This is a genomic window from Actinomadura fulvescens (assembly GCF_039533225.1).
Taxonomy (GTDB): Bacteria; Actinomycetota; Actinomycetes; order Streptosporangiales; family Streptosporangiaceae; genus Spirillospora; species Spirillospora fulvescens.
Map to the genome: position 1 here is coordinate 1 of NZ_BAAATD010000014.1, position 26043 is coordinate 26043.

The following is a 26043-nucleotide window of genomic DNA, read 5'->3' on the forward strand; positions in this document are numbered from 1 at the left end:
GCCGCCTGGTCGGTGACGCCGGAGATGCCGCGTGGCTGGCGACCCGCGATCTCCACGTCCCAGGCGTAGAACGTGCCGGGGATCTGAGGCGCGGCGGCGTCGCTCTCGGGGGTAAGCGCCGCCGCCGCGCCGCCCGGGGTCGTACGGCGCCCGCCCGATGCTCTCCCATCAGGGCGGGCGACCCTACGATCTGGGCGGGCACGGCGGGCGGCCCCGCGCAGGGTTCCCGCCGCGCCCGCGTCTGTTGTCATGCCGTAACATCCTTAGCGTCGGCTGTAGCCGGTCCACTGCGTTCCGTTGTTCACCACTCCTGAGGTTGCCGCTGTTCGGCAATCCCAGGCAATGGCGGGACGCGGCAACAGGATTGCCGTTGAGCGGCAATCGATGGAGTGTGGGCACATGGCTAAGGTGACGACCCGCAAGCGCGGCGAGATCGAGCGGCGAGCGAACGAGATTCGTTTCGATGGGATCCGCCGGGGCCTGGCGGTCGAAGAGACAGCAGACCGGATCATGCGGGAGCTTCCCGAAGTGTTCCCGCTGGAGGCATGGCGGCTCGCCAACGGATGGACCCGCGCCGAGGTGGCCGCCCGCATCGACATGCTGTACGAGGCGGACGGGCTCATCCCGCCCGCCATCGACGCCGCCACCCTGTGCCGCTGGGAACTCGGCGAACGCCGTCCGGGACAAGAGCGGATCGACTACCTGTGCCGCCTGTACCGCACCCGCCCGGACAGGCTCGGCTACGGCAGCGACCACACCGGGGCCGAGGTCACGCACATGCAGCGCGCGGGGATCATCGATGCCTATCCGTACACCAGCACCGAGTCCGAGGCCGATCTACGTGACCGGATCTCCGCGGCCCGGCACCGCATCAATCTGTTCGGGCTGACCCGCAACTACTACGTGCACCGCGAGGTGCTGCCGCTACTGGAGGCGCGTGCCGCCGCCGGTGTCCCAGTGACCGTGTACGTCATGGATCCCTGGTGCCCATCCCGCAAGGACCGCTACCGCATCGAGCCCGCCGAGGCCACGATGGAGGATCCCGAGCGCTACAGCCGCGAGATCCTCGTGCCGCTGAGCCTGGCGAGCGAGCGCCATAAGGCCTTCCGCATCTTCACGTTCAACTTCCCGTGCAGCTTCGCCATCGAGGAGATCGACGATGCCGCGCGGGTGATGCTGTACGGGCACGGGATGCGCGGCACACAGGGGCCGATCGTGACGTTCGGGTCACAGGGCCCGGCCTACACCTACCTCACCGACCAACTCCGGTGGTTGGAACGCCTGGCCGAAGACCCCGCGTTCGAGCCGTGGGCGTCGAAAGGCATCAGGGTCAAGCCGCTGAGTCTCTGACCGTGCAGGTCTCGTTACAGCGGGATCGCGTCTCAGACGTCGCTGATGATGATCAGCGCGGAAGCGGCCATTGCCACGGCGGTGGCGTACCCGAGCCGCGCGGCCAAGGAGGCCGCCGACGCAACCGGCGACCTCGAACTACAGCTCGGGATACGCGCCACCGAAACAGGAGACGGGCTCAAGGGGCAACGCAGGCCCGCCGTACGGGAGTTCCGCGAGGTGCTGGCCAAGCCCGCGTTGACCGCCGTCACCTAAGGGCCCCGTCCCGCCGCGCGGCGGGACACCCTGAGGTTGTGGAATTTCAGGGGCGCGCCTACGGGTGGCTGCCGGTCGGGTCGTCTGGGCGCCGCCGGGGGCTTGAGCACCGGTCACGTCGTCGTGAACGCCTCGCGGCGGGCTCGTTGCTCGGCCACGTCGGCGACCGGGGCGGCGAGCATGAGACGGCGGGTGTAGGGGTGCTGCGGCCGCTCGGTGACCTCGGCGGTGTCGCCCGTCTCGACGATCGTTCCCTGGTCGATGACGGCCACGCGGTGGCTGATGTAGCGGACCACGGCCAGGTCGTGCGAGATGAACAGGTACGAGACGCCGGTACGTTCCTGGATCTCCAGGAAGAGGTCCAGGACCGTCTGCTGGGTCGTCAGGTCGAGCGCCGACACCGGCTCGTCGCACACGATCAGCCGGGGGTCGATCGCCAGCGCGCGGGCGATCGCCACGCGCTGGCGCTGGCCGCCGGAGAACTCGCGCGGCAGCCGTCCGGCGGCGTCGGACGGCAGCCGCACGCGGTCCAGCAGACCGCCGATCCGGCGGCGCGCGTCGGCAGCGGGCACGCCTTGGGCCAGCAGCGGCTCGGCGAGAGTGTCTCCGATGGTCAGCGACGGGTTGAGCGAGGTGTAGGGGTCCTGGAAGACCACCTGGATGTCCTTGCTGAGCTGCCGTCGGCGGCGCGGCGTGGCCCGTTCGACGCGTTCACCGGCGAAGGTGATCGTGCCGGCGGCCACCGGGACCAGGCCGAGGACGGCGCGGCCGATGGTGGTCTTGCCCGAGCCCGATCCGCCGACCAGGCCCAGTGCCTCGCCCGGCCGTACGTGCAGCGACACCCCTTTCAGCACCTCGGTGCGCGGCGCGCGGCGGCGCCTGCCGGGGAAGGAGACCCGCAGGTCCGCGACCTCCAGCAGATTGTCGTCGGTGGTCACGTCGTCTCCTTCGCGGGCTGCCAGGGGCGGCGGGTGGGGGCCTGGTCGAGCACCGCGTCGAGCAGGGTACGGGTGTACGGGTCGCCGGGGGACTGCAGGATCTTCTCCGCGGTGCCGGTCTCGACGATGCGGCCCTCGCGCATCACCGCGACCCGGTCGCACGCGTCGGCGACGACGCCGAGGTTGTGGGTGACGAGCAGGACGCCGAGGTCGCGCTCCTTTTGCAGGCGCCGCAGGAGGGCGAGCACCTCGGCCTGCACCATCACGTCCAGCGCGGTGGTCGGTTCGTCGGCGATCAGCAGCTTGGGATCGCACGAGATCGCGCCGGCGATGAGCACGCGCTGCGCCATGCCGCCGGAGATCTGATGGGGATGGGACGCCATGACGCGTTCCGGGTCGGTGATCTCCACCTGGCGCAGCAGGTCCACGGCGCGGCGGCGGGCCTCGGCCCTGGAGAGCCCGAGCTTGTAGCGCATCGGCTCCATCAGCTGCGCGCCGATGGTGAACGACGGGTCCAGGTTGCTCATCGGCTCCTGGGGCACGTAGGCGATCACGTTGCCGCGCAGGGCGCGGTGCTCGCGTTCGGTCAGGCCGGCGATCTCGCGGCCGTCGACGGTGACGCTGCCGCCGCTGACGTGGCCGCCCTCGGGCAGGATGCCGAGGATGGAGAACGCGGTCTGCGTCTTGCCGGACCCGGACTCGCCGACCAGCCCCACGATCTCGCCTTCGCGGACGTCCAGGTCGACGCCGTGCACGACCTGCTTGGACGTGCCGTCCGCCATGGCGTAGGAGACCTTCAGGCCGCGGACCGACAGCAGCCCGGCCCGATCGTCGGAGCCGTCCGGGCTGCTGACCGACGGCACGTCCGCCTGGTCTCCCTCGGCGTCCGCGACCCCGGCGCCGGGTGTGGTGCTAGGCGTGGCGCCGGGTGTGGGGCTCGGCGTGGGCGTGGTGGTTCGGGGGCGGCGGCGGGGCGGGGGAGTGGTGCGGTCTTCCAGGGCGTCGCGCAGTGCGCTCGCCAGCAGGACGAGGCTCGCGCTGGTGAGGCCGAGCGCCAGGCCGGGCCAGAGGATCATCGTCGGGGCGCGTTCGATGTTGGTGAACGCCTCGTTCAGCATCGCGCCCCAGGTCGGGGTGGAGCCGCTGCCGATGCCCAGGAACTCCAGGCCCGCCTGGAGGCCGATGGCGAGGCCCGCGACCAGGGCGGTCTGGATGATGATCGGAGCGCGTACGACGATGAGCACGTGCCGGGCGATGATCCGGGTGTCGCGCAGGCCCGACACCCGCGCGGCGTCCACGTACAGCTCGTTGCGGACGCCCGCGACGGTGCCGCGCACCAGCCGGAAGAAGCTCGGGGCGATCAGTACGCCGAGCACGATCATCAGCGCCCAGACGGTCGGGCCGAGGATCGCGCGGGAGGCCAGCAGCACCACCATGGCCGGCAGCGACATGACCAGGTTGACGACCCAGCCGGCGGCGACGTCGAACCGGCCTCCGCGGTAGCCCGCCACCAGCCCGGACGGCACCCCGATCACCAGCGCCACCGCCAGTGCGAGCACCGCCCCGCCGAGGGTGTTGCGGCCGCCGTGCAGCAGCCGCGACAGCACGTCGCGTCCGGCGGAGTCGAAACCGAGCGGATGCCCGCCGGCCGGTCCGGCGAACGAGTCGCGCAGGTTGGACACGTTCGGGTCCTGCGGGCTGAGCAGGGGCGCCAGCAGCACGGCCAGGACGACGGCCGCCAGCACGGCCGCCGCGACGAGCCCCAGCGGGTTGCGCAGGAGGCGGCGGGCCACCGGGTTCATGCCGTCCTCGCCTTCGGGTTGAGCCAGCCGATCAGCAGATCCACGACGAGGTTGACGATGGTCACGCCGACGACGGTGACCATCACCAGCGCCATGATCACCGGGATGTCGCCGCGGGTGGTGTAGGTGACGGTCATGCTGCCGATCCCCGGCAGCCCGAAGATCTGCTCCACGATGACCGCGCCGCCCAGCAGCCCGACGAACTGCATGCCGAGCACCGTCAGCGCGGGCGCGGCGGCGTTGCGCAGCACGTGCCGGTACAGGATGCGCCACGGCGGCAGGCCGCGGGCGCGCAGCGTGCGGACGTAGTCCTGGCGCAGTACGTCGATCACCGCGCCGCGCACCTGCTGGGACACGCCCGCGACCGCGGCCACCGACAGCGACACCACCGGCAGCGTGATCGTCGACAGCCAGCCGGGAACCGACTCGGTCAGCCCGGTGTAACCGATCGCGGGGAACCAGCCGAGCCGTACCGCGAACACCACCACGATGATCAGCGTGACCAGGAAGCCGGGCAGCGCGTACCCCAGCACGCCCAGCACCTGCACCACGCGGTCGGCGGCGCCGCGGCGCACTCCCGCCCACACGCCCAGCAGCAGCGACAGCACGGCCGTCACCAGGGTGACGCCGATCATCAGGCTGGCGGTCACCGGCAGCCGGGTGGAGATGGTCTGCACCACGTTCTCCCCGGTGAACCAGGACGTGCCGAAGTCGCCGCGCAGGGCGTGGGCCAGCCAGTCGGCGTACTGGACGGGCACCGGGCGGTCCAGCCCGAGCTCGGCGTTCTTGGCGTCCACGACCTCCTGGGGCGCGCCGGACCCGAGGATCTGGCGGCCCACGTCGGTGTCGGGGATCGACAGCAGCAGGTAGGACAGCAGGGAGATCACGAACAGGAGGGCCACCCCTGCGGCGAGCCTGCGTGCGATGAAGCTCAGCATGCGATTCGGTCCGTGCCGGGCGTTACTTGGCCGGGGCGTAGTTGTACACCGACGGGACCGCCATGCCGGACTGCGGTGTCACCTTCACGCTGCCGTCGGTCACGTGCAGGTAGGACAGGCGGTAGAACGGGACGAACCACGCCTGCTCGACCAGATGCCGGTTGAGCGCCTGCAGCTCGGTCTTGGCCTCGCCCGCCGGAGCCCTCTGGATCTTCGGCAGCAGCTCGCGCACCGTGTCGTCGGTGGTGCCGAACATGTTGAACACGCCGGGCAGGACGTAGTCGCTGATGCCGATCCAGTCGTCGGCGGGCTGCCCCAGGTTCATGACCATGGCCGGGAAGCCGCGGTCGGTGAAGATCTTCCGGATCGCCCCCGCGTCGACGTTCTCCCAGGTCACCTTGACGCCGATGGCGGCCAGATCGGTCTGGATCGAGGAGGCCAGCGCGTCGGAGACGATCGCCGAGACGCGCGGCAGCTTCAGCGTGAAGCCGGAGGCGTGACCCGCCTGCTTGAGCAGCTCGCGGGCCTTGGCCGGGTCGTGGGCGTAGTGGGCGTCCAGTTCCTTGACATAGCCGGCGGCCTGCGTGCCGAAGATCTGGTCGGTGACCGCGCCGCGGCCCTGCCGGATCTTGCTGAGCATCGTCTTGCGGTCGAGCGCGTGGTTGAGGGCCTGGCGGACGCGGGCGTCGCGCAGCGCGGGGACGAGCGCGCCGCCGCGGTCGAACAGCACGATGCCCTGGAAGTCGAACTCCTGGGGGACGGTCGTCAGCTTGCGGTCGGACTCGGCGGCCACCTGCTGGTCGGCCGTCTGCAGCAGCGCGGCGTTGAGCTGCCGCGTGCGGAGCCCGTTGACGATCGCGGTCTCGTTGTTGAAGTAGGTGATGGTGATGTTCTCGTACGGCAGGCGCGTTCCCCAGTAGTTGCGCGCCCGCGTGTACACCCACCGCGTACCGATCGCCGACTTGGCGGAGTCCAGCTCGTACGGGCCGGTGCCGTCGGGCTTGGTCTTGAGCGGATCGCCGGGCTTGCCGAAGGACGCCGGGTTGGCCATGAGCCCGGCGGCGTCGCTGAGGAAGTACAGCATGGCCGGGTTGGGCTGTGACAGCTTCAGCGTCACATGGGTCTTGTCGACGACCTGGATGGACTTGACGTCCTTGAGGGTCTTGGCCTGCGCGCCCGTCCGCTTGGCGAAGCGTTCCATGTTGGCCTTCACCGCCGTGGCGTCCAGCGGTGTGCCGTCGTCGAACTTCACGCCGTCGCGCAGGGTGAGCGTCAGCTCGGTGCGGTCGCCGTTGTACTTCCACTCGGTCGCCAGCATCGGGCTGAAGGAGCCGTTGGGCTCGCGCTTGATGAGCGTGTCGTAGACCGCCTGGAAGAACGGGAGCGCGCTGCCGTTCGCGTCGGCCGGGTCGAGGCTCTGGGGCAGGGTCAGGGTGGCGAGGTTGAGGGTCGTCGAGCCCTTCGCCCCGGAGCCGCCACCGGCGTCCGCGCATCCGGTGAGGGCGGACGCCGCGATGGCGCAGACCGCGGTGAGGGCGCCGGCCCTGGTGGACTTCTTCATGGATTCACTCCGATGTGCGAGCAAAACCGCCGTCTAGGCGAGATTTCGGGCGAGCATACAGCGAAAACTAACCACGTGGTAGGTTTTGCTCACGGCCGCTGGAAAGGTCGAGGCCGTACGGTTGGCGCAGCGCCGGGCATCCCCCAGGCGGGGTCCTCCCGTGCCCGGACCCCGTCCGTCGTCGCAGAAAGGCCCGGCTTCCGTGACCGAGCAGTCCCCGGCGTCCCCACGCCGCGTCTCCAAAGGTGAACGCACCCGAGCGCGCATCCTCGACTCGGCGACCGAGCTGTTCTCCCGTTCGGGCTTCTACGCGGTGTCACTGCGCGACATCGCCGCCCACGCCGGGCTGACCCACGCGGGGCTGCTGCACCACTTCCCCGGCAAGGAGGACCTGCTGATCAAGGTGCTCGGCCGCCGCGACCGGGACGACGCCCGGCTGCTGTTCGGGCCCGAGGCCGCCGCGAGCCCCGAGGGCGTGCTCCGCACCACCGTGGGCTTCGTGTCCCGCAACATGCGCACCCCCGGCCTGGTCGGCCTCTACGTGAAGATCTCCGGTGAGGCCGTCGACCCCGAGCACCCGGCGCACGCCTACTTCGTCGACCGCTACCGCGTGCTGCGCGAGCAGCTGTCCGGGGCGCTCACGACGCTGTTCGCGCAGGCCGACCCGCCGCTGGAGCACGACCCCGACCTGGTCGCCCGGCAACTGCTGGCCCTCATGGACGGCCTGCAGACCCAGTGGCTCCTGGAGCCGGACGCCGTCGACATGTACGCCGCCGTGGTGACGTTCCTGCGGCAGCTCGGACTGGACCTGGACCTTGACCTGTCGCCGCGCCACGAACTGGCCGACCTCCCGGCCGGCGGCACCTGACACCGACTCGCGGCCCGTCACATCAGGCCGCCGCACAACACATCCCCGTACGACAAGGAACCGCATGGCACAGCACGACCGCGCCCGCCGAGGCGGCTTTGACGATCTGACCTTGCAGGAGGCGGCCTCCCTCACCTCCGGCTCCGGCACCTGGCACACCACCGCCGTCCGCGACGTGGTGCCGGCGGTCACCCTGTCCGACGGCCCGCACGGCATCCGGCGGCAGAACGAGACGGAGCGCGGGGACGCCCTGGGACTCCTCAACAGCGTGCCCGCCACCTGCTTCCCGCCGGCGGTCACGCTGGGCTCGTCGTGGGACTCCGGCCTCGCCCGCCGCGTCGGCGCCGCACTGGCCCGCGAGGCCTCGGCGCTCGGCGTCGACGTCGTGCTCGGGCCGGGGATCAACATCAAGCGCTCACCGCTGTGCGGCCGCAACTTCGAGTACTTCTCCGAGGACCCGCACCTGACCGGGGTCATGGGCGCGGCCCTGGTCACCGGGATCCAGTCACGCGGGATCGGCGCGTGCGTCAAGCACTTCGCGGTCAACAACCAGGAGACCGACCGCATGCGGATCAGCGCCGACGTGGACGAGGCGACGCTGCGCGAGATCTACCTCCCGGCGTTCGAGCACATCGTCCGCCAGGCCCGTCCGTTCATGGTCATGTGCTCGTACAACAAGATCAACGGCGTGTACGCCGCGCAGAACCGGTGGCTGCTGACCGAGCTGCTGCGCGACGAGTGGGGCTTCGAGGGCGTGGTGGTCTCCGACTGGGGCGCGGTCAACGACCGCGTGGCCGCGCTGGCGGCCGGGCTCGACCTCGAAATGCCGCCGACGGGCACCGACGACCAGATCGTGGACGCCGTCCGATCCGGCGGGCTGGACGAGGCGGTGGTCCTCCGTTCCGCCGACCGGCTGCGAGCCCTCGCCAAGCGCGCCGCGTCCGCCGAGCGGCACCAGGACTGGGACGTCGAGGCCCACCACGAGCTCGCACGCGAGGCCGCCGCGAGCTCGGCCGTGCTGCTCAAGAACGAGGGCGACGTCCTGCCACTGGACCCTGCGGCGCGGCAGCGGATCGCGGTGATCGGCGAACTGGCCCTGACCCCGCGTTACCAGGGACACGGCAGCTCGCACGTGGTGCCGACCCGGCTGGACAACGCCTGGGAGGCGCTGAACGCGGGAATAGACGAGGGCGGGATCCTGACGTTCGCCGCCGGATACCGCCTGGACGGCGAGGCCGACGACGCGCTGCGTGAGGAGGCCGTCGAATCCGCTGCGGACGCCGACATCGCGCTGGTCTTCCTAGGCCTACCCGACGAGGCCGAGTCCGAAGGATTCGACCGCACCACACTGGACCTACCGGAGGCGCAGCTGAGCCTGCTCCGCCAGGTGGCCTCGCGGTGCTCCCAGGTCGTGGTCGTTCTGGCTAACGGCAGTGTGGTCTCGGTTGCCGGATGGCAGGACGCCGCTACGGCGATCCTGGAGTGCTGGTTGCCCGGGCAGGCGGGCGGCTCGGCCGTCGCGGACCTGCTGCTAGGCGTGCGCAACCCATCGGGACGGCTGACCGAGACGCTCCCGGTCCGGCTGCAGGACGTGCCGTCCTACCTTCACTTCCCGGGCGGCGGCGGGCACGTCGTCTACGGCGAGGGTCGCTATGTCGGCTACCGCTACTACGACACGCTCGGCACCGCCGTCGCTTACCCCTTCGGGCACGGGCTGAGCTACACGCGCTTCGAGTACTCGGATCTGGAGGCCGACCAGACCGGAGACACCGACTGGACGGTCTCGCTCACCGTTACCAACGTCGGCGCGCGCGCCGGGCACGAGGTGGTCCAGCTGTACGTCGCCTTTGACGAGGAACAGCCCACCCGGCCTCGGCACGAGCTGCGTGGCTTCGCCAAGGTGGGATTGGAGCCCGGCGAAAGCACGCACGTCTCGTTCACCCTCACCGGCCGAGACATCGCGCACTGGTCAACGGCCCGTGGCGGCTGGCGGATCGCCCCCGGCCGTTTCACGGTCGAGGTAGGCGCATCCTCGCGCGACATCCGGCTGCGAGCCGACCTCAGTACGCCGGGCGACGGCTGGGCACCCGAGCTGAACGCGATGTCGACGCTCGGCGAGTGGCTCGACCACCCGATCGGCGGGCCTGTGCTGAGGGAACGCCTGGGCGAACGTTCCGTGCTGGCCAGCGGAGAGATGTCACCCACGCTGCTCAACCTCGCGCGTGGGATTCCCTTGCTGAAGTTCCGCACGTTCGGCATCGGTCTCAGCGCGGAGGCGGTCGACGACCTGGTGGCAGCCGCCCGCAACGCCTCAGCCTGATATACGCAAGCCGCCGCCGGAAGGAGATCGCAACGCGCATCACCGAGTTCCTCCGCATGGACGTGGTAGCGGACTGAGGGCCGTGTGCCGATCCGGGATTTGCGGCCGTGGCAGGATGTGGCGGGCGATGACGACCCCCCGTGACCCGTACTGGTGCGACCCGCACCCCGCCGACACCGATCTGCTCCCCAGGGACGGCCGCAGACACCTGGGCTCTCTGGAAGCGGCCGTCCGCAGGCAGTGGGACCCCGCCCGCGGGGCGCCACCGGGCGAGGTGATCGCGGCGATCGACCGGCTCGCGGCGCTTCCCGGGCCGATCGCCTCACAGGTCGCCGAGGCGCTCACCGGTGGTTTGTGGATCGGTGTCGGCCCGATCACCGGGCTGGACCACTTCGGGCATCTCGCCGGTCAGCCCGTCCGTCCGGGCGGGACGGCGAGGTGGGACGAGATCCCCGGCATCACCGACTGGGAGACGCGCACCGCGGCGATCGGCACCGGCCCGCACATCAGCGCCTCTCTCACCGATCACGAGATCGGCCACGTCATCGAACGACGACGCCGCGCCGCCGAGTCGCCCGAGTGGGAAACGATCATGTTCCGGTGCCGCCCGCTGCTGGTCATGGAACGCTGGCACGACCCGCGGGAATGGTGGGCCGAGGCGTGGGCCCTGGTGATCACCGGCCAGTTCGAATGGCTGACCCGCCAGCTGTCCGGCTCGCTGCCGGTCATGGAAATGGTCGCCAGGTACTATGTCAGGCACTACGGGTTGGAGGTGTGACCATGCAGGCAGTCCTCAGGGACGGCGAGCTCCTGCTTCCGCACTCTGTCGGAGACGGCGTCACCGTGATCGGCCCCGCCCACCCGGACTACGAACGCCTCCGCGCCGGCGCCGTCGACCTCGATGCGATGCGCCCCACCCCCGAGCAGGACCGTACGCGCGCCGACTGGCTGCGTGCCCGGCTGGCCACCGAAGACCGCCGCACCGCCTAAGAAGCAGCAAGGCCCCTGATGGCATCAGGAGCCTTGCTGTGAACGATCAAGCGGGATCAGTACCTGATGCACGCCTTGGGCGCGCGGTACCTGTCCGTGGTCGGCCAGAACTCGCTGGCGATCATCGGCATCGGGGCCGTCGCGCACCACTTCTGCTTTCCCTTGCGGTTGTTCTTGTAGCGAACTACATCGCACCAGGTCTTGCGGTAGCACGTTTTCGTCTTCATGCCGATCGCTGAGCCGCTGACGTAGACCGTTATCGTGGTCTTCTTGGTGCATTCGACATAGCCGCGGTACTTGATCTTCGATCCGGAATTGACGCTGGCGTAGGTCCGGCACTTCACGTTGCGCATGGGCCGGACCTTGTTGAGCCGGAACCATTTGCTCCAGGCCTGGGCGCCGGCCTGGACGGTCGCCTGGTCGGTGGAGACGGACGCGTTGACGGGGGCGGATTTCGCCGAGGTGTCGGCCGATGCGGCGGGCGTGACCGCGAGTGACGCGGCCGCGGCGACGGAGACCATGGCCAGTTTCCGGACGGTTCGTGACAAGGAATTGCTCCTTCTCGTCGGGGTGGTGCGCCGAATCCAAGCAGCAGGGTCTCTCCGAACTATCTCTTAGTTGTCTCCGTGCGCGGCCGGGGGTCAGATGAGGTTTGCTTGGACTAGCCAGGCTTTGGCGACGCTTTGGACGCGGTCCTTGTTGACGGCCACTCGGGTGTTCATGTAGCGCAGGTCCTCGGTGGTCAGCTTGGCCGAGATCGCGTTCAACGCCGCCTTGGCGGCGGGGGTGACGTCGGTGCGGTCGACGAGCGGCGTGATGTTCTGGGCGCTGAACAGGTGCTCGGAGTCCTCCAGCACCACCAGGTCGTGGATGTGGATCGCGGGGTCGGTGGTGAAGAGCGTCGCCGCCTGGAGGGAGCCCTTGGCCAGGAGGGTGGCCATGGTGCCGAAGTCCTCGTGGCGGAAGGGCTGGAACTCCTTGAACGCGATGCGGTAGCGGACGCGCAGGCCGATCAGGCCTTGGTGGCGCGTCTGGAACTCGGGAGCGCCGCCGAGCACGTACTCCCCGGCGGTGTCGCGCAGGTCGGCGATTGTGCGCAGGCCGGACGACTTGGCGGTCTTGCGGGTGACCACGATCGCGTCCTTGTCCTCGGCACGCGCCGAATCGAGGATCTCCAGGCCGGGCGGGAGCTTGTCACGGAGCCGGTCGTTGACCCGCGTGGTCGTGTTGGGATCGGTGGTCTCCAGGTCGAGCGCGCCCACGTGGGAGGCGAGCGCGCCGTTGTACTCGGGCATGACGTCCACCTCGCCGGACACGAGCAGCGGGTAGTAGTCCTCGCGCGAGCCGATGTCCGGACGGCGGGTGATCCGCAGGCCCTTCGCCTCCAGTGCCTGCGCGTAGATCTCACCGAGCAGGCGGCTTTCGGCGAAGTTCGCCGAGCCGACCGTGATGGTGGGGGGTGTGGGCGGGGTGGTGAGCGGGCGTGGCTTGTCGGGTGCGGGCCACAGCCACGCGCCCAGGCCGGCGGTCAGCGCCGCCGTGAGGGCCAGGGCGGTGGTGATCACGAGCCGCCGGCGGGAACGGCCGGGGGGCGCGGGCGCGGCGTCTTCGGTCGTGCGGCTGTCGGCGGGACGCTCGCTCTGGTCGCGGCGGGTCTCGTCGCGGGCGGTGCGCCGTTCGGCGTCGTAGCCGAGGAGGCTCAGCAGGATCTCGTCGGCGGCGGGACGGCGCGCGGGGACGTCCTGGAGGCATGGCCCGACGACCCGGCCGAGCCAGGCGGGCAGGTCGGGCAGATTCCGCTCGACCGCGAGCCGCCGGTTGAAGGCGTTCGGCGCGACGCCGGTCTCGAACGCGCGGGGGCCGAGCGCGGCGAAGACCATCGTGACGGCCCAGCTCCAGATGTCGGCGGCGGTGCCGATCTCGGTACGTTCGGCCTGCTCGGGGGCCATGTAGCGGGGCGTGCCCGCGCCCTGCGCGACGCCGGTGCCGAGGGCGACGGCCACGCCGAAGTCCACCACCCTGGGGCCGTCGGCGGCCAGCAGGACGTTGTGCGGCTTGAAGTCGCGGTGGACGACCCCGGCGGCGTGCGTCGCGGCCAGCGCGGTGATCGTCCCCACGGCCAGCCGTTCGAGCTCGATGCCGGTCAGCGGCCCGTTCTGCTCGACGACGTTCAGCAACGAGGGGCCGTCCACGTACTCGCTGACGATGTAGGCCCGCCCGTCCGCCACCCCGGCGTCCAGCACGCGCGCCGTGCAGAACCGCGCGACCTCCTGGACCAGCCCGATCTCGGCGAACGAGCCCGCGTCGACCTCCCCGGCCAGCACCTTCAACGCCACGTGGCGTTGACCGGAGTCGGGCAGGGCGGCCAGGTAGACCACACCCTGGCCGCCCTCCCCGATCCTCCGGATCAGGCGGTATCCGGCGACCTCGCGGGGGTCTTCCGGACGGAGTGGCTCGGCGTCCATCGCGTCCCCTCTCGTGGGCGTCTCCCGTCAGGTTCGATCCTGTCGGGCACTGAGGGGTTCCGCCGTGGGGTTGGCCTAGCCTGGCCCGCTCAGTTGACGGACGCGGCGGTTCGGTCGGAGCCGGCGGCGACTACCGGTGGGGCGGGTCGAGGGTGTTGGCGCGGGCTACGTCGCCCAGCCAGCGGGCGCTGGGCTTGACGGTGCGGGTGAACGTGGCGCGGTCCACGTGGACTAGGCCGAACGTCGGTTTCCAGGAGCCCCATTCGTAGTTGTCCAGCAGTGACCAGTGCAGGTATCCGCGTACGTCGGCGCCGTCGGTGATTGCCGCGTGCAGGCCCGCCAGTGCCTCGCGGGTGTACTCGACCCGCTCGGTGTCGTCGGCCGTTGCGATTCCGTTCTCGGTGACGAGGATCGGTACGGCGGGGAGGCGCTTGGCGGTGTGCCGTACGGCGTTGCCGAGGGCGGCGGGGTAGAACTCCCATCCGGTGAGGGTGCGGCGGGCGTTCTCCGGCACGGGCAGAGCGCCGTCCCGGCCGATCCGTACCCGTGTGTAGGCCTGGACGCCGATGAAGTCGTCGTCGGCAGCGGCGTCGAGGAACTGGTCTTCGCGCGACCATGCCCACTCCTGGCATTCGGCGTCCGCGCCCTCGGCGGCCTCGAAGTTCTGGTTGGCGACGGTCCAGCCTGACTTGATGTCGGCCAGTTCTTCGCGGGTGGCCCGGTGTGCGGCAAGCAGCGCGTCGGCGACAGCCTGGTCGGGCGGCGGCATCGCCCCGGCGACGTTCTCCTCGCGCTTCTCGCGCTTCACCATGTTCGCCATCATCGCGAGCATGTTGGGCTCGTTGATGGTGCAGACCCATTGGACGCCGTCCAGGATCGGCAGCACCGCGCGTACGTAGCGGCGGAAACGCTCGGTCGCGTCCGGCGCGAGCCAGCCGCCCTCCCGCTGGAACCACAGCGGGCTGGTGAAGTGGTGCAGCGTCACCACGGGCGTCAGGCCGCGTTCCAGGCAGCCCTCGATCACACGCCGGTAGTGGGCCAGCTCGGCGCGGGAGAACGCGCCTTCGACCGGCTCGATCCGCGCCCACTCCACGCTGAACCGGTAGGCGTTGAGGCCGAGGTCCCGGACGATGTCCAGGTCCTCGCGCCAGCGGTGGTAGCCGTCGCAGGCGTCGCCGCTGCGCTCGGGCAGGAAGCCGCCGGGCCGGTTCTCCAGGGCCCAGAAGTCGCTGGCCACATTGTTGCCCTCGGTCTGGTGGGCACTGCCCGCCGCGCCCCAGAGGAAGCGGTTCGGAAACGAGGCTCGCACGGCGTCACTCCTTGGCTCGGGCGGCCCGGAACGTTCCGCCGAGCCGCTCTGGCGGAAAAACTTACCAGGTGGTTAGATCTGCTCCAGGATGATCATTGGAGCCGCCATGCCCATGCGTTCCGCCAGGTCCGTCGCCGTCGTGCTCGCGGTCCCGCTGCTGCTCACCGGCCTGCCCGCCGCCCCCGCGCAAGCCGCCGCCCCCGCGCAAGCCGCCGCCGCCTTCTCGGTGCGGACGCTGCGCTTCGACGTGCGGATCGGGCCGCAGGGCGCCCAGCGTTGCGTTGTCGTAGCCGACCTCTACCGGCCCGCCACAGCTTCGGCTAGGAAGAGGGCGCCCGCGCTGCTGACCACCAACGGCTTTGGCGGCTCCAAGGACGACCAGGCGGGCCTGGCCAAAGCGTTCGCTCAACGCGGGTACGTGGTGCTGGCGTACTCGGGACTAGGTGCGGGCGGCAGCGGCTGCCGCATCACCCTGGACCATCCCGCCTACGACGGCGCCGCCGCCCGGCAGCTCGTGGACTTCCTGGCCGGACGCAAGGCGGCCCGTGACGGCACCCGGATCAACGTCGTCCGCATGGACGCGCCCGGCGACCCCCGCGTGGGGATGGTCGGCGGCTCGTACGGCGGCGGCGCGCAGTTCGCCGCGGCCGGGGTCGACCGCCGTATCGACACGATCGTTCCGATGATCACCTGGAACGACCTGCGCTACTCGCTGGCGCCCAACAACCAGGTCGCCGCGTCCGGGCGGCTCACCGGCGGGCCGGGCGCGACCAAACTGCTCTGGGGACTCGGCTTCTTCGCCCTGGGCGCCTACCGCGGCATCAGCGACGCCAGGACCGACCCGGCACGGCTGGCCGGATGCCCCAACTTCCCGACCGCGCTGTGCCAGGCCGTCGGCGAGAGCCTGTGGTACGGCGTTCCGCGTCCGGCCAGCCTGGCCTATCTGCACGCCGCCTCGGTCGCCTCGTACATGTCCCGGATCAGGACGCCGACGCTGCTGATCCAGGGGCAGGCCGACAGCCTGTTCAACCTCCAGGAAAGCCAGGCGACCTACCGGGCGCTGGCCGCGCGGGGCACGCCGGTGAAGATGATCTGGATGTCGGGCGGGCACAGCGGTGCCGGGCGGCCCGGCGACCTGGACTTGGAACGCCCCGCCACCAACTACGTTGGGCGGCGCGTACTGGCGTGGCTCGGCCACTACCTGTGGGGACGTCGCGCCGACACCGGACCGGGCTTCGCCTACTTCCGTCCGTGGATTCGCTACCAGGGGAACGCCGCGCCCGCCTACAGCAGCGCCCCGTCCCGGCCGCAGCGGCTCTACCTGTCCGGGCGCGACCGCCTGGTCTCCAATCGTTCGCAGGTGGCACGCGGACGGGCGGCCTACCGCAATCCGCTGGGCGGGTGGCCGACGTCGTTCTCCGAACTGTCGGTGTTGCAGAACGCCCTCGTCTCCGTCCCGCCCTCCGACGCTCTCGGCTCCGCCGCGGCCTGGACCAGCGCACCCCTGAAACGTCCCACCGACGTGGCCGGCTCGCCCACCCTGACGGTGCGCCTGTCGTCACCTGCCGCCGAACGTTCGCAGCGCCGGGGAGTCGACGGCCGCCTGGTGCTGTTCGCCAAGCTCTACGACATCGCACCCGACGGCAGCGCCACCCTCGCCCACCGGCTGGTCTCCCCGGTCCGCGTCAGCGACGTTCGCAAACCGCTGACCGTACGGCTGCCGGCCATCGTGCACCGCTTCGCGGCCGGTCACCGGCTGCGCGTCGTCATCGCCTCCAGCGACATGTCCTACCTGGGCAACCGCACCGTCCTGCCGGTCACCGTGCACACCGACCGCGACCGGCCGGGCGTCCTCACGCTCCCCGTCACCTCACGGCCAGGGCGCTGACGCCGCGAGGCCTGATCTCCCGACTATCTACCTGCTGTGCGTCATGACTCCCTCGCCATCGGTGATGAAGGCGGTGGGCCGGGCTGATCCGGCACAGGAGGGAAGTGAGGTCATGACGATGCACCAGATCTGTGTCCGTCACAACTTCGAGTCGGCGCACCGTCTTCCGCATCTGAACGACAAATGCAAGAACCTGCACGGCCATTCGTGGTGGGTGGAGGTGACGGTGAGCGCCCCGGCGCTGGGCGACGACGGAACCGTGGTGGAGTTCGGCATATTCAAGAAGGCTCTGCGGGCCTTCGTCGACGAGTACCTCGACCATGGCGCGATGCTCGGCGACCAGGACCCGCTGGCCTCGGTGCTGGCCGACCATGGCTGCAAGGTCTACCGCTTCGGCGCGTCCCCGCCGCGCCCTGACCGGCACGACGGCGAGCGTTCGAGGTGGCAGGCCGAACGGCATGCGACCGACCTCGCCTATCCCACGGTCGAGGCGGTCGCGGTGATGCTCGGCCGGGTCGCGCGGCAGGCGTTGCAAGGGATGCTGCCGTGCGCCGCCGGTGCGGGGCTCGGCCACGTCAAGGTGACCGAGACCCACACCAACAGCGCCCACTTCGTCCCCGCCACCTCAGGCCTGCCGCCGGCGCGGGAGCCCGCCGCCGCCGGAACACCCGCCGCCGGAACACTCGCCGCAGGAACACCCGCCGTCGCAGGAACACCCGCCGGAACACCCGCCACCGCCGGAACACCCGCCGCCGCAGGAATACCCGCCGCCGCAGGAATACCCGCGCAAGCGCGCCAGGACATCGACCCGGCGGCGCCGCTCACCCGCGAAAGGAGCCGGATGTGACCGTCGATGAGCTGAACGACTCGCGGCCCGCCCTCACCGCGGTCCAGCGGGAGGCAAGCCTGCACGCACGGCGCCTGATGACGACGCTGGGCTTCCCCGTGGGCGATCCGGGGATGACAGACACCCCCGCCAGGCTGGTGCGCGCCTGGTGCGAGCTGTCACACGGAATGCACCTGGACCCCGGTCGCCACCTGGCGGTGACCTTCCCGCCCGAATCGCCTGACCCCGGGCTCATCGCGGTGACCGACGTTCCGTTCGTGTCGCTGTGCGAGCACCACCTGCTGCCCTTCACCGGCACGGCGAACGTGGCGTACCTCCCCGCCCCCGGCGCGTCGATCGTGGGCCTGTCCAAGCTGGCCCGGCTGGTGCAGGAGTACGCGGCGCGGCCCCAGGTGCAGGAACGCCTCGGCGAACAGATCGTTCACGCGCTCGTCTCAAGGCTGGACTGCGACGGGGCCGCGTGCGCCATCACCGCCGAACACTCGTGCATGACGTTGCGCGGCGCGCGGTCGACCGGCGCGCAGATGGAGACCCTCCACCTCAAGGGCGCCTTCCAAGCCGACCCGCAGCTACGCGAGAACTTCCTGGGGCTCGCCCGAACGTGACAAGCGACTGGGGGCGCCTTCGGGTGGCGGTGAACGGGCAGGTCATCACCCCAGATCATCCCGACTACGAGCAGGCGCGGCAGATCGCAGACCCGAGGTTCGCCGCCGTGCGTCCCGCCGCCGTTGTCCGCTGCGCCGGCACCGGGGACGTACGCCGGACGCTGGCGTTCGCCCGCACGCACCGGTTGCCGCTGCACCTGCGCTCGGGCGGGCACAGCTACGCCGGCTACTCCACCGGCCCCGGACTGGTGGTCGACGTCTCGCCCCTGCACCACATCACCGTCGACGCCGAACTCGCCACCGTGGGCGCGGGCGCCACCAGCGGCCGGGTGGCCCGTGAGCTGGACGCCCACGAACGCATCGTGCCGCTCGGGGCCTGCCCGGGGGTAGGGATCGCCGGGCTGACCCTAGGCGGCGGGCTCGGCGCCGTCGGACGCGCGTACGGCCTGACGATGCACAACCTGCGGGAGGCCGAGGTGGTCTTGGCCGACGGCCGGGTGGTGACGTGCGGGCCACGGTCGCATCCGGACCTGTTCTGGGCGCTGCGCGGCGCGGGCGCAGGCAACTTCGGCGTCGTGACACGCCTGCGCTTCGCGACCCATCCGGCCCCTGAGCTGCACAGCCACGTACTCGTCTGGACGCTGCCGCACGCCGCGCGCGTGGTGGAGGCCTGGCAGCGCTGGACACCAGCCCTGCCCGACACCGTCTCCAGCCAAACCGTGATCCAGTCAGCCCGCCGCCGGGTCATCGTGACCCTCGTCGAGCTCCACCCGCCCAAACCCGCCTCGCCAGCTCCCGGCTACGCCGCGCCGCTGCTGGACCGGCTTGTCGACGACATCGGTGCCGCCCCCGACCTCCACCACCACACGACGTCGCGTTACCCGCGTGCCATCGAGTTCCTACGCGAGCACACCACTCCGTCTGCCGAGGGCGCGCCCGCCTGCCAGTTCCACGCCGACGATCTGCTCACCCGCCCAATCCCACCCCACGCCTTGCCGACGTTCATCGGCGACTTCCTCACCGACCCGCCGCCCACGCACCACCTGTCGTTGGGCATCGACCTGCTGGGCGGCGCCTATGACACCGGCCCACCGACCGCATGGGCCCACCGGGGCTGCCTGTTCGACCTGCGTTACAGCATCACGGTGACCCGTCCGGCCCAGATGCGCACCGTTCTGGCGGCCCGCGACCGCCTATGCCGTCTGTGGGCGGAACTACGCCCGGTCGCCTCAGGCCACAGCTACCAAAACCACCTGTGGCCTGCCCTACCCGACTGGCAACGCGCCTACTACGGCCCTCACGTGCGGCGCCTGCGCCAGATCAAAGCCGCATACGACCCCGACAACCTCTTCAGATTCCCCCACAGCCTAGGGTCAGGGATTCTTAAAAAGTCGCTTTAGAACGATCGACACTCCCAGGTCAGAGTGATGTCTCGGCCGCCATGCGCAACACTCTGCGTAGTCATAATTACGTTACGTAATTGTAGATCCAGTGTCATCGCCGCGAGACATCACACCGGCAAGGAGATGCGCCTGATGCTGCCTACCCGCGCTCTGGTAACGGCGGTATTGGCCACGGTCATACCAATCGGTCCGCCAACGGAGGCATCGGAGAAATCGTGGGGTTCGCCGTCCCCGCCACCGGACGACTCGTCGGCGGTCGTCGCTCAACCTGGCGCGGCAGCGGCGCAGAGCGGGGGACGCCGCGACTACTCGGACGGTCCCAGGAGGTACCGGGTCGCCCGCCATACGATCGTGCCGGGCCTGCGACTGGGCGCGAGGATCGACGGCGAGACCGGCCCCGGCCGATCCGGGCGTGGCCACGCCAAGGCCGACGACCGGCGACGGCACGATGACGAGGACGCGCTCCGGCGCGGATTGCGCATCGCCAAGTGCGGCGCCTTCCGGCGAACCCTGCACGTACGCAACAAGACCCGGCGGACCGCGACGCTGGCGGGCTGGATCGACGCCAACCGCGACGGGACGTTCGGACGTGGTGAACGCGCGGTGACCCGCGTCCGGCCCGGAGCCCGCAAGGCGACCCTGCGCTGGGGACGGTTCGGCCGCAGGTCCAGCGGGGCCACTTTCGTGCGCCTGCGACTGTACGGCGGCAGGGTCGCCAACCCTCGTCCGGCCGGCTCCGCCAGGAGCGGCGAGGCCGAAGACCATCGGGCGTGGCGCCGTTGCGGCAAGCCCAGGCCGCCGAAGTCTCCGTCGTTCCGCCCGTTCATCACCTCCCCGCGCAACGGTGCACACCTTCGCAGGCGAACGTTCCAGATCACCGGGAAGGGAAGGCCGGGCGCCCGGGCGACCGTGCGGTTCACCGGAGCGGGCGGCCCGATGTCGTTGTCAGGACCTGTCAGCCGCTCTGGTACCTGGCGCATACCGGTCCGCCAGCCGTTGAGCGATGGACGTTATCGGCTGGTGCCCTCGGTGGGCGGTCCATGCTGTCGCACGGTCGGGGGGCCGGCCGTCCGCATCACCGTCGACGCCACCGCACCGACACCGCCCAAACTCGGCTTCCCCGCCAAGGGCGCCAAAGGCACCGACCCACGGCCGTTGCTCTCCGGCACCGCCGAACCGGGAACCAAGGTGAAGATCACGCTCGACACCGACGAGCTCTGCACCGCCACCGTCCAGCCCAGCGGAGCCTGGCGTTGCACGCCCTGCGTCGACCTGCTGCCAGGCAACAACGTGCTGACGCTGACGGCGGTCGACGCTGCGGGCAACACCTCCAAGGTGACCTCGCGAACGGTCACCATCGTCAAGGCCAAGCGCCGCTAGGCGGGGATGGCGGAGACCAGGCCGCCGTCGATGATGAGGTCTTGGCCGTTGATGTAGGACGCCTCGGAGGAGGCGAGGAACGCGACGGCGTCCGCGACGTCCTGGGAGGTGCCGAAGCGACCGCTGGCGACATTGGCGAGAACGTCGGCCTGTGCTTCGGGCTCGACGTTCTCATGGAACATCGGGGTCTCGATGTAGCCGGGGCTCACGGAGTTGACCCTGATTCCCTGGGGGCCGAGCTCGGCCGCGAGGGTCTGCGTCAGGCTGCGAACGGCGGCCTTGGTCGCCGAGTAGACCGAGGCACCGGCCATGCCGCGGTGCGCCGTCCACGACGCGTTGATCACGATCGACGCGTCGGCGGACAGCAGAGGCAGCGTCTTCTGAACGGTGAAGAAGACGCCCTTGAAGTTGATGCTCACCAGGCGGTCGAACTCATCCTCGGCGACGTCGGCGCCAGGCTGGAACGACGCGACGCCCGCGTTGGCGAAGAGCACGTCCACGCGGCCGAAGCGCTCCCGGACGGCGTCCGTCAGGGAGTCCAGGTCGGAAAGGTCGGCCGCGTCGCCGCGCAGGGCCAGTACACGGTCGCCGGGCAGGCCCTCGACCGCGGCGTCCAGCCGAGACTTGTCACGTCCAGTGATGATCACCTGGGCGCCCTCGTCGAGCAGCCTCCGCGCGGTCGCCAGGCCGATGCCGCTCGTACCGCCGGTGATGAGTGCGATCTTGCCGTCGAAGTTCGTCATGCGTTCCAGCGTGCCGACCGGCGCATGAGGTGAACAGTGCGCACCTATCCGGGGAGTGACACCACCACCCTCAGGTGGGCCGGGGGTTGTAGAGCTCCAGATACCAGTCCGGGTGGTCGACCACGGCCAGCGCCGTCATGTCGAAGTACAGCTCGCCCGCCTCCGGATCACGGACCGCCTTCACCGCCTGAACGAGAGGACCGACGTCGTGGCGGGCCCACAGCTCAGCGAACTCGGGGCTGACGGCGCTCAGGTCGTCGACGATCCGGCCGAACTCCGGATCGTCCGGGGCATGCGCGGCGTCGGCACGGAACGCCGCGACGACGCTCGGCGCGACCGACTCCCACTCGACGTGCATGGCACGGTAACGGGCGTTCGTGAAGAACGTGATCAAGCAGTTGTGGTCGCTGTCGCCGTATCCGAACACCCGCCGCGCCGCGTCGTTGACCGCGATGATGTGCCAGTGCCGGTCCCGCAGCAACGCCGGTCGCGGTGACCAGGAGTCCATCAGCCGCCGGAGCTCCGGGCTGACCGCGGCCCCGCGCGCCTCGCCCGGCGGAGGCGGGTTGAGCCCTGCCAGCCGATGGAGATGCACGCGTTCGTGCTCGTTCAGGCGCAGCCCTCTGCTGATCGCGTCGAGGACCTCCGCGGAGACGTTGATGTCGCGGCCCTGCTCCAGCCAGGTGTACCAGGAGACGCCCACCCCGGCCAGCACGGCGACCTCCTCACGCCGCAGGCCCGGCGTCCGGCGCCTGCCCGCCACCGCCATGCCGACGTCGCCCGGCGTCAGCCGCGCCCGGCGCGAACGCAGGAAGTCGCTGAGCTGCTCACGACGGCCCAAAATGGACGATCCGCTGGTCATACGTCATCGTATCCAGCGGACCGGCTTGCTGGCCGACGGCCCGTCCAGCCGGTAGTGGGCCCACGCCCGTGCCGCCGCAGCGAGCTTGACGGCCCACGGCTCGGAGTTGTTCTCCAGGTTGATCGCCCACTTGGCGGCGAAGGCACCGGCGAACAAATCGAGGTGGGCGGGGTCGGCGTCGGCCCAGGAACCGATTCGCGACAGCCACCGCTCGGCGTCGCCGGGCTCATGGCCGGCTTGCAGCAGCCACGGCATGAGCAGGGCAGGCTCGACCCATGCCGCGCCGCGCGCCACGAACGCCCAGTCGACCAGGTAGACGCGGTCGGCAGTGATGAGGAAGTTCGCCGGGTTCAGGTCGGCGTGCAGGAGTTGGTCACCGGCCATCGGGGTCACGTCGTCGACGACCGATTCCCAGCGGCGTTGCACGTACTTTTTCAGCGCATCAGGTGCAGCGGTGCTTTGCAGCGCATCGACGGTCTTGGCCAATACCTCCAGGTCGGGTGAGTCCGGCGCGAAATCGGCGCGCCGGCCGTCGACATGCTCGAAGATGATCGCGAACCACCCCCCGGCCTCGGCGCTGTCCAGCAGCCGGGGGGCGAATTCGCTGACGTGGGGGTTGATCGCGTTCTCCCAGCGCAGTGACCGGACCTCCGCGCCGTCCTGGTCCGCTGCCTGCTTGCGGGCCGCCTTGACGAACACGCTCCCCCGCCCGCCGTGAACGGTCGACGCGATGTTCGCGTGATTGCCCTCGGCGGCCGGGACGACACTGCCGACCTGGCCGGTGTGGGCCTCGACGGCAGCCTGGATCTCGGTGGGCAGCTCGGTCCAGTCGATACGCACGGATCATCCCCTGGTGTGGTCAGTCACCGATGGTGCCGCAGTTCTCCGGGCAGCAGGAGCGGCCTTCCATCCACCATTCCAGGTCGACCCGGTACCCGGTGTCGAGCATCGCTGAAAGGCCGCGCTCGGTGGCCATGCCGCTCTGGATATCGGCGTCCATGATCGGAAGATGGTGCATGTAGCGGCCCGCGATCGTGTCGCAGACCTCGGCGAACATGCGGGTGCGCATCATGGAGCGGTGCCAGATCTTGTCCACGGCCGGTGACGGTGCGAACTTGAGCCAGGCGCGCGGGTCGCCGCCGACCTCGGCCATCGTGTCGCCCCACGCCTTGAGGAAGACGAGGAACTGAGCGACGCCGGCCTCGGCGTAGGGGCGGGTGACCTTGTCGAACTCAACGACGTCGTCCGTCATCTGTTTGAACTGTTCGGGCGTCACGAGTTCCCGCGGGTCTTTGCCCAGTGCTCCTCGCACCTCGACCTCTGCTGCGAGTGTCACGTGCTCCTCCTTCGGTCCTGCCCCCGCCAGTTCCCGGCCGGGGCTTCCAAGGAGTAGGAGACCTCGCGGCAAGCGCGTGAGACCATCGTGAACAGTCCGCATTCACGGTTCATTCACGCGATTCACGTGACCTCACGGAAGGTCCTGCTGTCGTGGCAGACACCGGCGCGCCAGCCCGCAACGGCACCGAGCACGGAGACGAGGCCGGTGGTTTCGGTGCGGCGTTGACCTCCTGGCGGACGCGGCGCCGGATGACCAAGCAGGCGTTGGCCACCGCGATGGGCTACGACCGCACGTACGTGTCCCACATCGAAGCAGGTCGGCACCCCGCCTCGGCCGACGTCGCCCGCGTCGCCGACCAGGTGCTGGGGGCCGGCGGTGAGCTTTGGCAGATATGGCGGGCCGACAGCACGGCCGCACCGGCCGCTGCGGTGACGTCCCGCGGCCAGGGCGGACTGGTCGTCGAGGTCGACCAGGCGGAGCTGCGCTACGACGGCCAGACCTACACGGCGATGATGCGGCGCACCATCGTCAACACCGGCCCGGACCCGGTCACGCGCTACCTGGTGCGGATCTCGGTCGACCGGTACCCGGGCGACCCGGAGGCCTCCAATCGGCTGTATCGGCAGCATCCGCTCACCTTCGACGCGCTCGGCCTGACCGCCACCTGCGACGGGGAGCCGATGGACTGGCAGCCGAAGCTGGATCGCGACTCGTTCAAGGAGGTGTGGCTGTGCTTGGAGAACGCGCGTGGGCGGTTTCCGCTCTATCCCGGCCAGCGCGCCACGCTGGAGTACCGCTACCGCGTCACCGACACCCAGTGGGGCCGCTGGTTCCAGCGGGCGGTGCGGTTGCCGACGCTGAACCTGTCGGTGCGGCTGGTGTTCCCTGTCGGCCTGGCCGCCACCGTGTGGGGCACCGAGACGTCCACCACCGCAGAGGCCGTCGCGCTGCACACCCCCATCACCCAGCGCGTCGGCGACGGCGACGAGCAAGGGCATGACATCTTCGACTGGTCGACCGCCGATCCGCCGCTCAACGCCCGCTACCGGCTGGAGTGGCGTTTCAGCGGGCGCGGCGACGATGAGCAGGCGCCGGATCTGCGGCTGGCCAGCGACCGGATGAAGGCCTGCGGCATCGTCCAGTTGGGCGATGCGATCCTGTCCCAGCCCGCCACCGGCTTCGACCTGCCTGCCGAAGCCGACACCGCCCATGACCTGATCGACGAGCTACTGGCCGCCATGCAGCGCGTCCGCGAACACCATGTCTTCGGCAAGGGCATGGGGCTGGCCGCGCCGCAGATCGGCGTGCCGCGTGCCGCCGCGATCGTTCAGCCGCCGGACGATGACGCCGATCCGATCGTGCTGTTCAACCCCCGTGTGATCAGCGAGTCAGGCGACGTCGATGAGCAGTACGAGGGATGCCTGAGTTTTTTCGACGTGCGCGGCCTGGTCCCGCGCGCCCGCAGCCTCGAGGTCGAGCACACCGGCCTGGACGGAGCCAAGACCATCACCACGTTCCGCGACGGCTTGGCGCGGCTGGTCGGCCACGAGGTCGACCACCTGGGCGGACGGATCTACACCGACCGCATGCGCGACGGGCAGCGGCCCATCGGAGTGCACGAGTACCGCGACACCGGCCGCGCCTGGACCTATCCACGGTGACTTTCCGGCCGGACAGCATGCCAGTCGACTGGGTTATCTAGCCATCGACCGTCCCGCATGACCGTGCGCCCAACGAATTCGTGAAAGCCGTTCCAGACCTGGATGCGCCTGGGTTGCAGGCGTAGGTAGACGAACGTGCCCTCCGGGTAGGTACGGGGGTCTGTGGAGACTCTGGCGTAGTGCTCGGCGATGCCGGCGCCGATGTCGGGGACGTCCATAAGCGACGCACTGGTGTCGATCATGATGACGTTGGCGGTGTCGCCGAGAGCGACCCGCGCTTGGGGGTGGGCCTTGATGTTGGCGACAGTGCGGCTCTTAACAAAGGTCGCGGTATACAGGGCCGAGCCGTCCCAGGCATAGGCCACGGGGATCAGATGCGCACCATGGCCGTCGCTGCCGGTGGCCAGCCACATCTGGAAGCCGGTTTCGAGCCGGTCCCGAGCATAGGCCCGCCGCTCGGCCAGGCTGCGCGGGACCGGGATTGAGGTGAGTTCTTCGTCGGCGTGCATGACGGTCCTC

The 26043-nt window shown here is 70.3% G+C and carries 25 protein-coding genes; 12 read left to right on the forward strand and 13 right to left on the reverse strand.

Going from position 1 to position 26043, the window contains the following annotated elements; all coding sequences use genetic code 11:
- Positions 1–251, reverse strand: a 251-nt coding sequence (locus ABD333_RS37945; protein WP_344547434.1) for a hypothetical protein, incomplete at its 3' end; no start/stop codon positions are given.
- A gap of 148 nt (positions 252–399) precedes the next feature.
- Here ABD333_RS37945 and ABD333_RS37950 point away from each other — a divergent pair.
- The gene (locus ABD333_RS37950; RefSeq protein WP_344547435.1) at positions 400–1350 is read left to right on the forward strand and encodes a helix-turn-helix domain-containing protein; all 951 of its coding nucleotides are present in this window, start codon (positions 400–402) and stop codon (positions 1348–1350) included.
- A gap of 45 nt (positions 1351–1395) precedes the next feature.
- Complete coding sequence (locus ABD333_RS37955) at positions 1396–1605, forward strand: hypothetical protein (protein WP_344547436.1); 210 nt, start codon at positions 1396–1398, stop codon at positions 1603–1605.
- Positions 1606–1718: 113 nt separating this feature from the next.
- Here the strand turns inward: ABD333_RS37955 and ABD333_RS37960 are convergent, their stop codons facing one another.
- Genes ABD333_RS37960 through ABD333_RS37975 form a run of 4 tightly spaced genes read right to left on the reverse strand, consistent with a single transcriptional unit; the run spans position 1719 to position 6844 of the window.
- Positions 1719–2543, reverse strand: coding sequence for an ATP-binding cassette domain-containing protein (locus ABD333_RS37960; RefSeq protein ID WP_344547437.1), 825 nt, complete (start codon positions 2541–2543; stop codon positions 1719–1721).
- The gene (locus tag ABD333_RS37965) at positions 2540–4345 is read right to left on the reverse strand and encodes a dipeptide/oligopeptide/nickel ABC transporter permease/ATP-binding protein (RefSeq protein ID WP_344547438.1); all 1806 of its coding nucleotides are present in this window, start codon (positions 4343–4345) and stop codon (positions 2540–2542) included. The genes ABD333_RS37960 and ABD333_RS37965 overlap by 4 nt, the downstream gene beginning before the upstream one ends.
- Positions 4342–5283, reverse strand: coding sequence for an ABC transporter permease (locus ABD333_RS37970; protein ID WP_344547439.1), 942 nt, complete (start codon positions 5281–5283; stop codon positions 4342–4344). Before ABD333_RS37970 ends, ABD333_RS37965 begins: the two co-directional genes overlap by 4 nt.
- A gap of 22 nt (positions 5284–5305) precedes the next feature.
- On the reverse strand, positions 5306–6844 hold the full coding sequence (locus tag ABD333_RS37975) for an ABC transporter substrate-binding protein (protein ID WP_344547440.1): 1539 nt from the start codon (positions 6842–6844) through the stop codon (positions 5306–5308).
- Positions 6845–7046: 202 nt separating this feature from the next.
- On the opposite strand from ABD333_RS37975, the gene ABD333_RS37980 reads away from it, so the two are divergent.
- From ABD333_RS37980 to ABD333_RS37995, 4 genes are all read left to right on the forward strand, one after another.
- Positions 7047–7712, forward strand: coding sequence for a TetR/AcrR family transcriptional regulator (locus ABD333_RS37980; protein WP_344547441.1), 666 nt, complete (start codon positions 7047–7049; stop codon positions 7710–7712).
- A gap of 64 nt (positions 7713–7776) precedes the next feature.
- The gene (locus ABD333_RS37985; protein WP_344547442.1) at positions 7777–10032 is read left to right on the forward strand and encodes a glycoside hydrolase family 3 C-terminal domain-containing protein; all 2256 of its coding nucleotides are present in this window, start codon (positions 7777–7779) and stop codon (positions 10030–10032) included.
- 127 nt (positions 10033–10159) lie between these two features.
- Complete coding sequence (locus tag ABD333_RS37990; protein WP_344547443.1) at positions 10160–10810, forward strand: hypothetical protein; 651 nt, start codon at positions 10160–10162, stop codon at positions 10808–10810.
- Positions 10811–10812: 2 nt separating this feature from the next.
- A complete protein-coding gene (locus tag ABD333_RS37995) occupies positions 10813–11022 on the forward strand; it encodes a hypothetical protein (RefSeq protein WP_344547444.1) in 210 nt (69 codons plus the stop codon).
- Between the two features lie 56 nt (positions 11023–11078).
- Here ABD333_RS37995 and ABD333_RS38000 read toward each other — a convergent pair whose 3' ends face one another.
- The 3 genes from ABD333_RS38000 to ABD333_RS38010 form a co-directional block, all read right to left on the reverse strand.
- A complete protein-coding gene (locus ABD333_RS38000) occupies positions 11079–11570 on the reverse strand; it encodes a hypothetical protein (protein ID WP_344547445.1) in 492 nt (163 codons plus the stop codon).
- A gap of 93 nt (positions 11571–11663) precedes the next feature.
- Complete coding sequence (locus tag ABD333_RS38005; protein ID WP_344547446.1) at positions 11664–13487, reverse strand: glycine betaine ABC transporter substrate-binding protein; 1824 nt, start codon at positions 13485–13487, stop codon at positions 11664–11666.
- Between the two features lie 130 nt (positions 13488–13617).
- Positions 13618–14796 (reverse strand): glycoside hydrolase family 1 protein, encoded by a 1179-nt coding sequence (locus ABD333_RS38010; RefSeq protein WP_344547447.1) that lies wholly within the window; start codon positions 14794–14796, stop codon positions 13618–13620.
- Between the two features lie 106 nt (positions 14797–14902).
- Between ABD333_RS38010 and ABD333_RS38015 the strand changes: the two genes are divergently transcribed.
- From ABD333_RS38015 to ABD333_RS38035, 5 genes are all read left to right on the forward strand, one after another.
- On the forward strand, positions 14903–16684 hold the full coding sequence (locus ABD333_RS38015; RefSeq protein WP_344547448.1) for a CocE/NonD family hydrolase: 1782 nt from the start codon (positions 14903–14905) through the stop codon (positions 16682–16684).
- Positions 16685–16796: 112 nt separating this feature from the next.
- Positions 16797–17531 carry a 6-pyruvoyl trahydropterin synthase family protein gene (locus tag ABD333_RS38020; protein ID WP_344547449.1) on the forward strand — a complete coding sequence of 245 codons (735 nt, stop codon included), beginning with the start codon at positions 16797–16799 and terminating at the stop codon, positions 17529–17531.
- Positions 17528–18136, forward strand: coding sequence for a GTP cyclohydrolase I (folE, locus tag ABD333_RS38025; RefSeq protein ID WP_344547450.1), 609 nt, complete (start codon positions 17528–17530; stop codon positions 18134–18136). The genes ABD333_RS38020 and folE overlap by 4 nt, the downstream gene beginning before the upstream one ends.
- A gap of 29 nt (positions 18137–18165) precedes the next feature.
- On the forward strand, positions 18166–19536 hold the full coding sequence (locus ABD333_RS38030; RefSeq protein WP_344547451.1) for an FAD-binding oxidoreductase: 1371 nt from the start codon (positions 18166–18168) through the stop codon (positions 19534–19536).
- Positions 19537–19890: 354 nt separating this feature from the next.
- A complete protein-coding gene (locus ABD333_RS38035) occupies positions 19891–20919 on the forward strand; it encodes an Ig-like domain-containing protein (RefSeq protein WP_344547452.1) in 1029 nt (342 codons plus the stop codon).
- On the opposite strand, the gene ABD333_RS38040 is transcribed toward ABD333_RS38035, so the two are convergent.
- The 4 genes from ABD333_RS38040 to ABD333_RS38055 form a co-directional block, all read right to left on the reverse strand.
- Positions 20916–21662: a glucose 1-dehydrogenase gene (locus ABD333_RS38040; RefSeq protein ID WP_344547453.1), complete on the reverse strand. Its 747-nt coding sequence runs from the start codon at positions 21660–21662 to the stop codon at positions 20916–20918. The genes ABD333_RS38035 and ABD333_RS38040 overlap by 4 nt on opposite strands.
- A 70-nt stretch (positions 21663–21732) precedes the next feature.
- On the reverse strand, positions 21733–22524 hold the full coding sequence (locus tag ABD333_RS38045; RefSeq protein WP_344547454.1) for a helix-turn-helix transcriptional regulator: 792 nt from the start codon (positions 22522–22524) through the stop codon (positions 21733–21735).
- Positions 22525–22527: 3 nt separating this feature from the next.
- Complete coding sequence (locus ABD333_RS38050) at positions 22528–23364, reverse strand: hypothetical protein (protein ID WP_344547455.1); 837 nt, start codon at positions 23362–23364, stop codon at positions 22528–22530.
- A gap of 19 nt (positions 23365–23383) precedes the next feature.
- Positions 23384–23860 carry a glycine-rich domain-containing protein gene (locus tag ABD333_RS38055; protein WP_344547456.1) on the reverse strand — a complete coding sequence of 159 codons (477 nt, stop codon included), beginning with the start codon at positions 23858–23860 and terminating at the stop codon, positions 23384–23386.
- A 152-nt stretch (positions 23861–24012) separates the two neighbouring features.
- On the opposite strand from ABD333_RS38055, the gene ABD333_RS38060 reads away from it, so the two are divergent.
- On the forward strand, positions 24013–25524 hold the full coding sequence (locus ABD333_RS38060; protein ID WP_344547458.1) for a peptide deformylase: 1512 nt from the start codon (positions 24013–24015) through the stop codon (positions 25522–25524).
- Here the strand turns inward: ABD333_RS38060 and ABD333_RS38065 are convergent.
- Entirely contained in the window at positions 25512–26033 is a 522-nt protein-coding gene (locus tag ABD333_RS38065) for a pyridoxamine 5'-phosphate oxidase family protein (RefSeq protein ID WP_344547459.1), read from the reverse strand. The two genes, ABD333_RS38060 and ABD333_RS38065, sit on opposite strands and share 13 nt — an antisense overlap.
- Positions 26034–26043: the final 10 nt, after the last annotated feature.